This window comes from Streptomyces sp. NPDC002536 (assembly GCF_053594995.1).
In genome coordinates, this window is record NZ_JBSFWU010000008.1 from 48,530 (window position 1) to 62,378 (window position 13,849).

Consider the following 13,849-nt stretch of genomic DNA (forward strand, 5'->3'; position numbering starts at 1 on the left):
GAAGCGCCCGCAGTCGAAGCTCCCGGGGCTTCGCCCCGGACCCCTGGGGTCGTGCGTCGTCCGCGGGCCGGTGGGGGCTTGTCGCGCAGTTCCCCGCGCCCCTTACGGGGCAACCGCCAGCGCCACGGTGCCCGCCAGTACCGCCCCCACCCCGAGCACCGCGCCGGTGCCCATGAACCGTCCCAGCGGCACCTCCACCCCCTGCGCCCGGCAGCGTTCGAACCACAGCAGGGTGGCCAGCGACGCCCACGGGGTGATCACCGGGCCCGCGTTGGTGCCGACCAGCAGCGCCAGGAGCTGGTCGTGGTTGGCCGGCGGGACGGCGGACTCGCCGGCCAGGTAGACGGGCAGGTTGTTCAGGACGTTGGACATTCCCCCGCCGACCGCCCCGGCTCGGAACATGCCGAACAGCCCGCCGTCGGAGCCCACCGCCGCGGACAGCACGCGGTGCAGTCCATGGACGTCGAGCGTCTCCACGACCAGGAACAGCCCCGGAACGAGGACCAGCAGGCGCCACGGAACCAGGGACAGGCGCAGCGCCGCCCGCTGCCGCACCGCGTACACCGCGACCACGACCGTGGCGGCCGAGGCGGACGCCGCCCACAGCGGGACGACGTCGAGCAGGAGCACCAGCAGGAAGGCGGCGCAGGCCGCCCCGCAGACCCGGAACACCACCCGGTCGGCGGGCCGGTACGGCTCCGGCGGCACGTAGATCTGCGCCCCCCGCCTGCCGGGCCGCCAGTAGAACAGCCACAGGCAGCCCATGGTCACGGCGATCACGGCGAGTTGGGGAGCCCACATCCGGGCGGCCAGGCCCATGGGGGTGAGTGCCACCCGGTCCGCGGCCAGCAGATTGGTCAGGTTGGACACGGGCAGCAGCAGGCTCGCGGTGTTCGCCAGCCACACCGTCGTCATGGCCAGCGGCACCGCCGCGATCCCCACCCGCGAGGCCAGCGCCAGCATGACCGGGGTCAGCAGCACCGCCGTCGTGTCCAGGTTGAGCGTCATCGTGGTCACCGAGGCGAACACGACGCACAGCACGAACAGCACGCCGTAGCTGCCCCGGCCCGCGCGGGCCACGCCCGTCGCCACGACGTCGAACACACCGGCCCGCCCGGCCAGTTCGGCCAGGACGATCACGGTGCCGAGAAATGCCAGCAACGGGGCTATTCTCTCCATCGCGTCCCGCGCGTGCTCCGTGGGCAGCGCGCCGCCTGCGAGGCACAGCAGACCGCAGAGCAGGATTCCCCCGGCCAGCCAGTCCAGCCTGTGGAGACGCTTCAGGGAGGCCAGGGCCCGGACAACATACATGGTCAGAGCATCGCACGGGTGTCGCACGGGCATCGCACGATCCGGTGACCCACGACTTCACGACCCGTACCATGGAGACATGGCCCAGGGGCGTGAACAGGCGGCACAACAAGGGTTGTTGGACTTCTTCATCAGCTACTCCCCGGCCGACGAGCGCTGGGCGACGTGGATCGCCTGGACCCTGGAGGAGGCCGGCTACCGCACCGTCGTCCAGGCCTGGGACTTCGTGCCCGGAACCAATTTCGTCGACTTCATGGACCGCGGCGTGAGCCAGTCCGCGGCCGTGATCGCCGTGCTCTCCCGCCACTACGAGAACTCCCGTTACGGCCGCATGGAGTGGCAGGCCGCCCTCCGCGCCGACCCGGACGCCCCCGACCGCAGGCTGATCACGGTCCGCGTCGAGGACATCCCCGTCGAGGGCCTGCTGGCCACCATCACCTATGTCGACCTGGTCGGCGTCCAGGAGGGTGCGGCCGCCCGCGATCTGCTGATGACCCGGGTCGGCCAGGCGCTCGCCGGACGGGCGCGCCCGGACCGGCACCCCGGTTTCCCCGGCGGCCCGGCCGAGCCGCCCGCCCCGGTCCCGGCCCCGCACCCCTCGTCCGGTCCGCAGCCCGGCGGCCCGGGCTGGCCGGGGCGGCGCCGTCCCGCCGCACCGCCAGGCTACCCCCTGGCGGCCGACGGCGGCCACGCCCGCCAGGCCGTCTCCGTCCTGCACCTCGCCGGCCCCGGGTTCGGCCGGGGGGCCGACCCTGCCGGGCTGCAGGCCGCGGTCTGGGGCGACCTCGTCGAACTCACCGACGCGGGGGCGCCCGCGCCCGACCTGCTCGTCGTCACCGGGGACCTGACCGCCTCCGGCGGCCCGCGCGAGTGCGACCAGGCGCTGACCTTCCTCACCGGGCTGCGCGCCCGCCTCGGCCTGGCCGCCGACCGGCTCGTGGTGGTGCCCGGCGAGCAGGACGTCAACCTGGCCGCCTGCCGCGCCTACTTCAGCACCTGCGAGGCCGACGAACTGCAGCCCAGGCCGCCCTACTGGCCGAAGTGGCGGCACTACGCCCGGCTGTTCCAGGAGCTCTACCAGGGCCTGGACGCCGTCTTCGACGCCGACCAGCCCTGGAGCCTGTTCCCCGTGCCGGCCCTGCGCACCGTCGTCGCGGGCCTCAACTCCTCGATGGCGTACAGCCACCGGCCGGACGACCAGTACCCCTGGCTCGGTCCCGAGCAGGCGGCCTGGTTCGCGCAGGCCCTGCGCCGCTACGAGCAGGACGGCTGGCTGCGGCTGGGGGCACTGCGCCATCCGCCGGAAACCCACGGGCGGCTGGACGCCGGACGGGGCGCCGCCGCGTCCCCCGGCGGCCCGGAGCACGGCCGGACCGGCGAGCGGGGGCGCCGTCAGGGTGCGGCCGTGCTGCGCGACACCGACGCCCTCGCGCGCCTCGTCGCCCCGCGCCTCCATGTGCTGCTGCACGGCCCCCACGGCACCCCGCGGACCGCGTCGGGCCCGCCCACCGCCGCTGCGTTGCCGCTGGCGGCGGGCGAGCTGCCGGTCCTCGGCGCCTCCGCCCCGGGCCGGTACCAGTTGCTCCGCATCACCTCCGAGGGGCTCACCCGCTGGCCCGGCCGGCCGCCCTGGCAGTGGGAGACGTCGTGGCGCGGTGCCGGGCACGTCTTCGGGCCGCCGCGCCCGTCGCCCCTCTCCGCCGCCGAGGAGCCGGAGCCGTCGGCGGACCCCGACCCCTCGATGCCGGCCGGGAGCGAGGACACGGAGCCCGAGAGCCGTGCCGTGCAGAGCCCCTTGGACGCCCTCGTCGCACGGGTCTCCGAGGTCTGCCGCGTCCGCTACGAGGGCGTCCACCTCCGGCGCGTCCCCGGCGACGCGCCCGGGCTGCTGGCCACCTGGACCGAGGCGGGCTTCGTCCGGCAGCAGCGCATCGCCGTCCGCACCGGCGCCCTCGGGCCCGAGGAGGCGCAGCAACTCGTCGACACGCTCCGCGCATCGGGCACCGACACCGACGCCGTCCTCGTCCACGAGGGCCCGCCGCTGCCCCCCGAGGTGCGCGAACTGGCCCGTCGCCGCGGCGTCCTCGTCCGCAGCTTCACCGAGTTCCAGGGCCTGCTGGATCTCCGCGACTACGTGGCGGCGCAGACCGGGCGGATCGGCGCCGACCCGCAGTACCCGCCCGGCCTCTATCTGCCCCAGCGCTACCGGGAGATCGAGCGGCCGGGAGCCGTGGAGCGGGACGCGGTCGTGGACGACCTGCTGCAGCTGCTGGAGGCCGAGCACGGGCGCTTCATCCTGCTGCTCGGCGAGTTCGGCCACGGCAAGACGTTCGCCCTGCGGGAGCTGGCCCGCCGCCTTCCGGCGGAACTGCCGCACCTGACCCCGCTGTTCATCGAGCTGAACACCCTGGACAAGGCGCACTCGCTCGACGGCCTCGTCGCCGCCCACCTGGCCACGCACGGCGTGGACAGCATCGACCTGCGCGCCTTCCGCTACATGCTCCGGCAGGGCCGGATCGTCCTGCTCTTCGACGGATTCGACGAGCTGGTCCGTCACGTCAGCTACGACCGGGCCGCCGATCATCTCCAGGTGCTCCTCGACGCGGCCGCCGACAACGCCAAGATCGTGGTCACCAGCCGGACCCAGCACTTCAGGTCGCAGGCACAGGTGCTGACCGCGCTCGGCGAGCGCGTCGGGCTGCTGCCGCAGCGCCGGCTGCTGGCGCTCCAGGAGTTCAGCCCCGAGCAGATCCGCGCCTACCTGGCCGCCCGCTACGGCGACGACGTGGCCGCCGACCGGCGCGTGCGGCTTCTGGAGGCCGTTCCCGACCTGCTCACGATGTGCCGCAACCCGCGGCTGCTCAGCTTCGTCGCGGGCCTCGACCACGAGCGGCTGCGGACCGTGACCGGTGCCGGGCGCGCGCTGAGTCCCGCCGGGCTGTACGAGGAAGTCTTCACCGCGTGGCTGGAGTTCGAGGAGCGGCGCGGCCGCGGCGGCCGGGGCGGCCCTCCCGGGCTCAGCCTGGACCAGCTGTGGCGCGCGGTGACGACGCTGGCCCTGCGGCTGTGGGAGAGCGGCGAGAGCGGACTGCGCATGGACGAGCTGACCGATGTGGCCACCGCGCTCACCGAACTGGCCGACAGCAGGCTGTCGGTGCCGCAGGCGGCGCACGCGGTCGGTTCCGGGAGCCTCCTCGTGCGCACCGACGAGGGGCAGTTCCGCTTCATCCACGGCTCGGTCGTCGAGTGGCTGGTGGCGCGCGAGGTGGCGGCCGGCCTGGGCGGGACGGACGAGGGCGCCCTGGGGCTCCTGACCCGCCGTCCGCTGAGCCAGCTGGCCGTCGAGTTCCTGTGCGACATCGCCGACCACCGCACCGTCCGCGAGTGGGCCGAACGCACCCTGGTCGACTGGCCGGACGCGGGCGGAGAGGCGCAGGGCACCGCCAGAGCCAACGCGATCAAGGTCCTCAGCCGACTCCGCGTCCCCGCCCACGCGGACCTGCGCGGCGCCCTGTTGGCCGGCGAGGACCTCTCCTACCGCGACTTCTCCGGCGTCGACCTCACCGGTGCCGACCTGACCGGGGCGAGCCTGATCGGCGCGGGCCTGTCCCGCGCCGTGCTGCGCGGTGCCCGGCTCGCGGGCGCCCGCCTCGCCGACGCCGACCTGACCGGCGCGGACCTGCGCGACGCCGACCTGCGCGGCGCGCGGCTGATGCGGACCACCCTGCACGGGGTCCGGGTGGCCGGGAGCCGCTGGTACCAGTCGGCACTGATCAACACCGCGGCCGACCAGGAGCTGCTGGACAGCCCCGAGCTGCGGTTCGCCTCCGTCGCGCCCGGACTCCCCGCCGAACCCGGCCTGCGGCCCTCCGCGGTCGGGGTGCCGTACGGCTACGGCATGCGCACGGGACGACTGCCCGAGCCCGTCGCGTTCAGCCCCGGCGGCGAACTCCTCGCCCTGGGCAGCGACGACGGCGGGGTCCTGGTGTGCGACGCGGCCACCGGCACCGCACTGCGCACCCTCCAGGGCCACACCGAACGGGTCTACGCGGTGAAGTTCCGCGGGCAGGTACTGGCCACCGGCGGGGCGGACGGCGTCGTACGGCTGTGGGACCCGGTCTCCGGGACCTGCCGCCACGAACTGGACGTGCACCGCGACGGGGTGTGGCCCGTCTCCCTCGACCGGTCCGGCACCCGGCTTGCGACCGGCGACCCGGAGGGCACCGTCACCCTCTGGGACACCGCCACGGGAGCCGTCGCCCACCGGCTCCCGGGCCACCGGGCGCCCGTCTACACCTCGGTCTTCAGCCCCGACGGCACACTGCTCGTCACCGGCGACGCCGACGCGGCGGTACGCCTGTGGGACACCGCGACCGGCCATCTGCTGGGCGAGCTCAAGGGCCACCAAGGGGCCGTCTACCGCGCCGCGTTCAGCCCGGACGGGACGCTGCTGGCCACCGGCGACCGGGGCGGGAACGGCCGCCCGGGCACCGTGCGCGTCTGGAACGTCGCGGACCGGCAGCTGCTCCACCGGCTCGCGGGCCACACCGGCCGGGTCTACACCCTCGCCTTCCATCCGGGCGGCCGGCTGCTGGCCAGCGGCGACACCGACGGCCAGGTGCGGCTGTGGGACCCGGTGGCCGGCAGCGCCGTCGGCGATCCCGTCAAGAGCCGGGGCGGAGCCGTCTATCAGGTCGTCTTCGACCCCACAGGCGCGCTCCTCGCCGCGGGCGACAGCGACGGCGAGGTCTGCCTCTGGCAGGTCTCGATCGACTCCGACACCTGGTCCGTCACCCCGCTGCGCCGACAGCCCGACGAGCACCAAGGATCGGTCTGGGCCTGCCTGTTCCGCCCCGATGGCGGCACCCCGGACGGCAGCCCGCTGCTGGTGTCCGTGGGCAACGAGGGCGTGGTGCGCATGTGGGACGCCTCCACCGGACAGGGCCGGCGCATCCTGCGCGGCCACGGACGGAAGGTGACGGGGCTGGCGTTCAGCGCCACGGGCCACCACCTGGCCGCCTGCGGCAACGACGGCGTCGTACGACTGTGGGACACCACGACCGGGTGCCGGGTGCGTGAACTGTCCGGCCGGAACGACCGTTTGGTCTCGGCCGTCTTCCACCCCCGCGGCTCCGTGCTCGCGACCGCCAGCAGCGACGGCGACGTCTACCTGTGGAACGTCGCCACCGGCGAGTACGAGCGCGAACTCGACGCCGAGACCGACCACGTGTGGGCCGAGGCCTTCAGCGGCGACGGCGAGCTCCTCGCCACCGCCAACGACGACGACACCGTCCGGCTGTGGTACCGCAGCACGGGCACCCTGGTGACCAACCTCGCCCAGCACCGGGGCCGGGTCCGGTCGATCGCGTTCCGCAAGGACGGCTCGGGCCTGGCCACCGGCTGCGACGACCGGTACGTGCGCCTGTGGGACTTCGCCGCCGGCCGCCTCGTGGCCGAACTCGGCGGGCACAGCGACCGCGTGTACGCGGTGGTCCACGGCCCCGGCGACGCGTGGCTGGCGAGCGCCTCCTGGGACGGCCAGGCCATCGTCTGGCGCGAGGGCACCGCCGTCCACCGGCTGCGCGGCCACACCGGCCGCCTGTGGACCGCCGCGGCCCACCCCACCCGCCCGCTCCTGGCGACCGGGGGCGACGACCGCGTCGTGCGCCTGTGGAACCCCCTGACCGGCACGGACGCCGGCCGCCTCACCGGCCACACCGGCCGGATCCTCGCCCTCGCCTTCAGCCCCGACGGCTCCCTGCTCGCCGGCGGGGGCGCGGACGGCACGGTCCGGCTGTGGACGGTGCCGGAGGACGGCACCCCGTCGGCACGAGCCACGCTGATCGGGGTGGAGGGCGGCTGGGCGGCCCTGACACCGTCCGGCGGCTACAAGTTCGACGGCGACATGGCGGGCGAGTTCTGGCACGTGGTGGGCATGTGCCGCTTCGAACCGGGCGAGTTGGACGACCACGTGCCGGGTGTACGGCGGCTGGGCGTGGACGACGTGATTCCGTAGTGGTCGGATGGGAGACCTCGCCATCGATCGGAGGCCCCATGGACAACACCATTCACCCTCTCGCCGAACTCACCGCCCTCGGCAGCCGGGCGCTGGCGGCGGCCGGCCACGGCGACATGGTCTGGGGGCACTTGGCGCTGCGCGACGACGAAGGCCGCGGGGTGTGGATGAAGGCACCCGGCTGGGGGCTGGAGGAGATCCGCCACGACCGGGTGCAACTGGTCTCCTGGGAGGGCGACGTGCTCGTCGGTGCGGGTGCGCCGCACCAGGAGTATCCGATCCACACCGAGATCATGCGGGCCCGTCCCGAGGTCGGGGCGACCGTGCACACCCACGCGGCCGCCGTGAACGCCTTCAGCGCCCTGGACGTGCCGCTCCGGCCGATCAGTCACGACGCCGTGCTCTTCGCCGAGCACGGGCTGCCGCGGTTCACGGCGACCGCCAACCTGGTCAACTCCCCCGGACTCGGCCGGGCGCTGGCCCGTGAACTCGGCGCGGCACGCGCCTGCTTGATGCCGCAGCACGGACTGGTGGCGGTCGGCCCGGACGTCGCGCACGCGGTGATGACGGCGGTCCTGCTGCACCGGGCCTGCGCGCTGCAGCTCACCGCCCTGGCCGCCGGCGGGATCCGGGACTTCACGAGCCATAAGAGGAGTGTGGAAAAGGCCTCCACGGTCTGGTCGGCCCAGCAGATCGAGGCGGGCTGGCGCTACTGGGCGCGGCAGGCCGCCGACGTGCCGGGCGTCTGACGCCCGGTCCGTGGTCAGGGGGCGACCAGCCGGCCGGGGCGGTGGTCGGTGAACGCGGTGGTGCCGACGGGCTGGTCGGCGGTCAGGGTGGCGGCGTCGGTTGCGGGCCAGTGGCCGCTGTCGATCCGGCGGACGAGCGCGTGCAGGCCCGCGAGGATCTCGTTCGGGGTGAAGGCGCAGTGGCCTTGGCGGGCGACGAACGCCTGCCGCAGCAGTGGGGCGTTGCCGGTGGCGCGGACGCGGGCGGCGAAGGCCGTCTCCTGTTCGGCGGGGGCGAGGGGGTCGGCGGCGGTGTGCAGGTCGAGCAGCGGCACGGCCAACCGCCCGTCCGCCGTGGAGTTTCGGCGCATCCAGCGGGCTGCGGCCGGATCCGCGCGGTGGGCGGGGGCCCGGGACAAGGTCGCCAGGTCGGCGGCCAGGTCGAGGCCGGCTGCCCGGTAGAGCGCGCGGACTTCGCGATAGTGGGGTGAACCGGCCAGCAGGGCACGCCAGTTCAGTCCTTCCGTGGAGCCGCTGTCGCCGCCTGCGGCCTGTTCGACGGCGTAGCGTGCTGTCATGACGAAGCCGAGCTGTCCGGCCGCGAGCCACTGGTACTGCTGTGCTTCCTGTCCGGCCGGGTCGTCGACGTCGGGCGGGTCCTGGTCCGGGGCCCAGGCCGGCAGGTTGAGGTAGGCGGCCGCCAGGGCGATGCGGGCGCGGCCCTGCGGGGTGCGCTGGGCGGTCCCGGCCGCTGCGGTCAGGGAGTTGGCGGCGGTGGTGGCCGCCGCGGCGTCGGGGTAGTCGGTCAGGGTGATCCGGTCGGCCGGGGCGAGCAGCGCGGCGAGGGCCGTCTCGCCGGCGAGTTGGTAGGTGTTCAGGTCGATGCCGCCGGCGACCAGTCCGCACAGGCCGAGTGCGCCCGCGATCCGGCCGTGCGCGTCGCCGGCGATCCGGGCGTTGACGAGGCCGCCCATGGACTGGCCGACGGAGATGGTCCGTCGGGGGCTGCCGACGGCGGCGGTGAAGGCGTCGAGGGTGGCGAACTGGTCGCGTTCCGCGCTGCCGAGGGCCCACTGCGATCCGTGCGGGTCGTAGGAGGAGCCGGCGAGCGCGTAGCCCTCGGCGAGCAGGGCGGCGCCCGTGGCCGTGCCGGGGGCGTCCTGGGCCCGGATCGGTCCGTAGCCGTGGCTGTACAGCAGCAGTGTGCCGTTCCAGTGCTGCGGGATGTCGGCGACCCAGCCCGCGCCGTCGGCGAGGGTGCCGGTGCGGTGTTCTGCGGCCGCCCCGGTGCGGGCGGCGACGGGCGGGGCGGCGGTGAGAGCGAGGGCGAGGGCGGCACCGCCGAGGGCGATGCGGCGTGCGAGGCGTGTGCGCATGGCGGAGTGCTCCTGGGTGCGGTGGGCTGGGAGGAGCGGTACGTGTCGCAGCGATGCGCCGGCGCGGCGGAGAGCGCGTCGAATGTAGGTCGTACTCTCGGCAGCGGTCAAGAAGTTGCCGGGAAAGTCGGGGCAGGGATGGTGTCCAGGACCCGTTCCGCTTGCGTGCGGGCCCCGGCCGCGCAGCGCCGGGCGAGGGTTTGGAAGAGCCGCTCGGCGCGGATCGCGGGCCAGTCCGCCGGCAGGTGCTCGGCGGGCAGGCGGGGGTCGCGCCGGACCAGTTCCAGCCAGTCGGTGTGCAGCAGCAGTTGCCCGCTCAGCGGGTCCTCGCCCAGGGCACCGGGCCGGTCCCAGCGGTCCAGGAAGGTGCGGTACTGGGCGGCGATCGCGGCGGTGTCGAAGGCGGACTCCACCACCTGCCCGGCCTCCGTCGGCGCCAGCACCGTGCCCCGGAAGACCCGGAGACGGTCGTCGAGCGCGAGGTCCCCGAGCAGCGCGGCCACGTCCACCACGCCGGGGGCCACCCACAGCCCGCTCTGCAGGAGTCCGAAGCCGCCCCAGGTCAGACGGGAGCGCAGGTCGTGCCGTTCGCGCCGCCAGGCCTCCGGCAGGGAGTAGCCGACCAGGGTCCACTGCCCGTCCCAGTCGCGGTTGACGGCCCCGGTGCGCCAGATGCGGTCGTGGCCGTCCTGAAGGACCGTCACTGCGCGCGGAGTGAGGGCGAAGTACGCCTTGCGGCCCCTGCGGTGACGCTCCAGCAGCCCCCGGCCGACCATGCGGGTCAGGGTCGATCGGACCGCCTCCTCGGTGACGCCGACCCGGGCGAACACCTCGATCACGGAGCCGGAGGACAGGGCGGCGTCCCGGCCGAGCACATGGATGCCGAAGAAGTTCAGCATCAACGACTGGGGGCGCGGGGCGGGTTCGAGGCTGGTCACGCGCACAGCGTAGGCGGCGCCGCGGCCGCCGTGCGGGGCAGGCCGAAATATTCGGCACATGATTGACGGCCTACGCGAAAAGTGCCTAACGTGAATGCCTCCCTCCACCCTCCCTCCACCCCCAGTCGAGGAGCGCTCCCATGCAACTCATGCATCTGAACGGGAAAGTGGCCGTCGTCACCGGCAGCGGACGCGGGTTGGGCCTCGCCTATGCCAAGGCCCTCGCCGCAGCCGGCGCCGCCGTCGTGGTCGACGATGTGGACGCGGACGCGGCAGCCGCCGCCGTCAAGGAGATCGAGGAGGCCGGGGGCCGGGCCGTTGCCGAGGCCGCCGAAGTCGGCAGCAGCGAAGCGGCCGAGGCCCTGGTCGCCCGCGCCGTGGACGCCTTCGGACGGCTGGACGTGATGGTCACCAACGCGGGCGTCCTGCGCGACCGGGTGCTGTGGAAGATGACGGACGACGACTTCGACACCGTCGTCCGGGTCCATCTGCGCGGCACGTTCACCTGTGTACGGGCGGCGGTACGGCGCATGCGCGAGCAGGGCGGGGGCGGCCGCATCCTCGTCGCGGGCTCGCCCGCCGGGCAGCGCGGCAACTTCGGGCAGACCAACTACGCCGCCGCCAAGGCCGGCATCGCGGCGATGGTGCGCACCTGGGCCATGGAACTGGCGCGCGACGGCATCACCGTCAACGCCGTGATACCGGTCGCCGCGACCGCCATGACCCGGACCATCCCGGCCTTCGCCCCGTACGTCGAGGCGCTGGAGCGACACGGCACCCCGCTGCCCGACGCCCTGCGCAAGGGCGAGGGCTTCGGCACCCCCGAGGACGTCGCCCCGCTGGCCGTCTTCCTCGCCTCCGAGGCCGCCGCCGGCATCACCGGCCAGTGCATCGGCATCGGCGGCGACAGGCTCGCTCTGTGGTCCCACCCGCAGGAGACCGCCGTCGCCTACGCGGACGGCGGCTGGAGCGCGGAGGCGATCGCCGCCGCCTGGCCGGTCTCCGTCGGGCGCACCCCGGAGACCTACGGCATTCCGGCGCCGCGCACCGTGCAGGAGGCCTCTCGGTGAACGTCGACGAGCTCGTCGCCATCGACGTGCACACCCACGCCGAGATCTCCTCCCACGGGCGGGCCTCCCTCTCCGACGAGCTCGACGCCGCGGCCGGGACGTACTTCAAGGCCGCACACCGCCGCCCCACGCTCCCCGAGATCGCCGCCCACTACCGCGAACGCAGCATGGCCTGCGTCGTCTTCACCGTGGACGCCGAGGCCGCCACCGGCACCCCGCCCGTCCCCAACGAGGAGGTCGCCGAGGCCGCCCTGCAGAACCCCGACGTCATCATCCCGTTCGCCAGCATCGACCCGCACAAAGGCTGGGCCGGCGTGCGCCAAGTGCGCCGTCTGGTCGAAGAGTTCGGCATCAAGGGCTTCAAGTTCCACCCCATCCTCCAGGCGTTCCGCCCCAACGACCGGCTGGCCTACCCGCTGTACGAGGCGATCGAGGAGGCGGGCGCCGTCGCCGTCTTCCACACCGGCCAGACCGGCATCGGCGCCGGCGCGCCCGGAGGCGGCGGCATCCGGCTGAAGTACGGGAATCCGATGGACGTCGACGACGTCGCCTCCGACTTCCCCGGCATGCCCATCATCCTCGCCCACCCCTCCTTCCCCTGGCAGGACGAGGCACTGGCGGTCGCCACCCACAAGCCACAGGTGCACATCGACCTGTCCGGCTGGTCCCCGAAGTACTTCCCGCCGCAACTGGTCCGCTACGCCGACAGCCTGCTGCAGGACAAGGTGCTCTTCGGCTCCGACTACCCGCTCATCAGCCCCGACCGCTGGCTCGCCGACTTCGCCGCGCTGCCGCTCAAGGACGAGGTCCGCCCCAAGATCCTCAAGGAGAACGCCGCCAGGCTGCTCGGCCTGGACCGCCACCAGTGAAACCGACCAGGGGAGTCATGCGTTGCAGCACCACGGCATCGGTTCCTGGCCCGCCCGGCGGGCCCGCAGGACCCCGCACCGCACCGCCCTGCTCCACGAAGAACACTCCACCAGCTATGCCGAGCTCCACGACCGCTCCACCCGCCTCGCGCACCTGCTGCGCGCGCACGGCATCCGCCAGGGCGACCGGGTGGCCTTCCTCGGCCCCAACCACCCCGCCTTCCTGGAGGCCCTGTTCGCCACCGGATCGCTGGGCGCCGTCTTCGTCCCGCTCAACACCCGCCTCGCACTGCCGGAACTGCGCCACCAGCTCCAGGACTCCGGCAGCCGGCTGCTGCTGAGCCTGCGGCACCCGGCGGCATCCGAACTCGACGACTGCACCGAGGTGTTGGAGGCCGAGGGAGAGACCTACGAGACGCTGCTGGCCGGATCCCGGGACGAGCCGGTCGAGCAGCCGGTGGGCCCCGACGACCTGTGCATGATCATGTACACCTCGGGGACCGGCGGCCGCCCCAAGGGCGCCGTGCTCACCCACGGCAACGTCCTGTGGAACAGCCTCAACGTCCTCGTCGACAGCGACCTCGCCACCGACGAGGTCACCCTCGTCAGCGCACCGCTCTTCCACACGGCCGCGCTCAACATGACCTGCCTGCCCACCCTCCTCAAGGGCGGCACCGCCGTCCTCGATTCCGCCTTCGACCCCGGGCGCACCCTGGAGCTGATCCAACGGCACCGGGTCACCGGCCTGTTCGGCGTCCCCGCCATGTACGACGCGCTGGCCGCCGCCCCCGGCTGGGACACGGCCGACCTCGGCAGCCTGCGCACCCTGATGTGCGGCGGCGCACCCGTCCCGGACCGGACCATCCGCCGCTACCTCGACCGCGGTCTCGCCTTCGTCCAGGGCTACGGCATGACCGAGACCGCGCCCGGAGTGCTGCTGCTCGACCGGAACGACGCGGCCGGCCACGCCGGTTCGGCGGGCGTCCCGCACTTCTTCACCGACGTACGGCTGGTCGGTCCGGCCGGTGAGCCGGCCGCGCCCGGGGAGCCGGGCGAGGTCCTGGTCGCCGGGCCCAACGTCACCCCCGGCTACTGGGGCCGCCCTGCGGAGAGTGCCGCCGCCTTCCGCGACGGATGCTGGTTCCGCTCCGGCGACCTCGCCACCGTCGATGCCGACGGCTACTTCCACCTGGTGGACCGGCTCAAGGACGTCTTCATCTCGGGCGGCGAGAACGTCTGCCCCGCCGAGGTCGAAGCGGCGCTGCTGGAACACCCGGCCGTCGCCGAATGCGCGGTCTTCGGCGTCCCCGACCCGACCTGGGGCGAGACCGGCCGCGCCGTCGTCGTCCTGCGCCCCGGCGGCACCGCGTCCGCGGAAGAGCTCACCGCGCACCTGGACGGCCGCCTGGCCCGCTACAAGATCCCCAAGTCGGTGGTCTTCACCGACGCCCTCCCGCGCAACGGCGCAGGCAAGCTGCTCAAGCGCCTGCTCCGGGCCGCCCACGGACAGCACTGACCACCCCCTCCCCCCTTCTCCGGAG

At 74.1% G+C, this 13,849-nt stretch carries 8 protein-coding genes; 5 read left to right on the forward strand and 3 right to left on the reverse strand.

The features are described 5' to 3' along the window. Positions 1–102 precede the first annotated feature (102 nt). Complete coding sequence (locus ACWD4B_RS05190; RefSeq protein ID WP_451419478.1) at positions 103–1,311, reverse strand: SLC13 family permease; 1,209 nt, start codon at positions 1,309–1,311, stop codon at positions 103–105. 79 nt (positions 1,312–1,390) lie between these two features. On the opposite strand from ACWD4B_RS05190, the gene ACWD4B_RS05195 reads away from it, so the two are divergent. Next, complete coding sequence (locus ACWD4B_RS05195; protein WP_451419479.1) at positions 1,391–7,327, forward strand: WD40 domain-containing protein; 5,937 nt, start codon at positions 1,391–1,393, stop codon at positions 7,325–7,327. Positions 7,328–7,365: 38 nt separating this feature from the next. Next, positions 7,366–8,076 carry a class II aldolase/adducin family protein gene (locus ACWD4B_RS05200; protein ID WP_451419480.1) on the forward strand — a complete coding sequence of 237 codons (711 nt, stop codon included), beginning with the start codon at positions 7,366–7,368 and terminating at the stop codon, positions 8,074–8,076. A gap of 14 nt (positions 8,077–8,090) precedes the next feature. On the opposite strand, the gene ACWD4B_RS05205 is transcribed toward ACWD4B_RS05200, so the two are convergent. Continuing rightward, on the reverse strand, positions 8,091–9,431 hold the full coding sequence (locus ACWD4B_RS05205) for an alpha/beta hydrolase (protein WP_451419481.1): 1,341 nt from the start codon (positions 9,429–9,431) through the stop codon (positions 8,091–8,093). A gap of 107 nt (positions 9,432–9,538) precedes the next feature. Continuing rightward, positions 9,539–10,369, reverse strand: a complete 831-nt coding sequence (locus tag ACWD4B_RS05210) for a PaaX family transcriptional regulator (protein WP_451419482.1) — start codon at positions 10,367–10,369, stop codon at positions 9,539–9,541. Positions 10,370–10,518: 149 nt separating this feature from the next. Here ACWD4B_RS05210 and ACWD4B_RS05215 point away from each other — a divergent pair, with 149 nt between their 5' ends. From ACWD4B_RS05215 to ACWD4B_RS05225, 3 genes are read left to right on the forward strand one after another with little or no spacing between them, the layout of a single operon-like run. After that, on the forward strand, positions 10,519–11,439 hold the full coding sequence (locus tag ACWD4B_RS05215) for an SDR family oxidoreductase (RefSeq protein ID WP_451419531.1): 921 nt from the start codon (positions 10,519–10,521) through the stop codon (positions 11,437–11,439). Further along, positions 11,436–12,308 (forward strand): amidohydrolase family protein, encoded by an 873-nt coding sequence (locus tag ACWD4B_RS05220; protein ID WP_451419483.1) that lies wholly within the window; start codon positions 11,436–11,438, stop codon positions 12,306–12,308. Before ACWD4B_RS05215 ends, ACWD4B_RS05220 begins: the two co-directional genes overlap by 4 nt. Before the next feature lie 22 nt (positions 12,309–12,330). After that, the gene (locus ACWD4B_RS05225; RefSeq protein ID WP_451419484.1) at positions 12,331–13,824 is read left to right on the forward strand and encodes an acyl-CoA synthetase; all 1,494 of its coding nucleotides are present in this window, start codon (positions 12,331–12,333) and stop codon (positions 13,822–13,824) included. Positions 13,825–13,849: the final 25 nt, after the last annotated feature.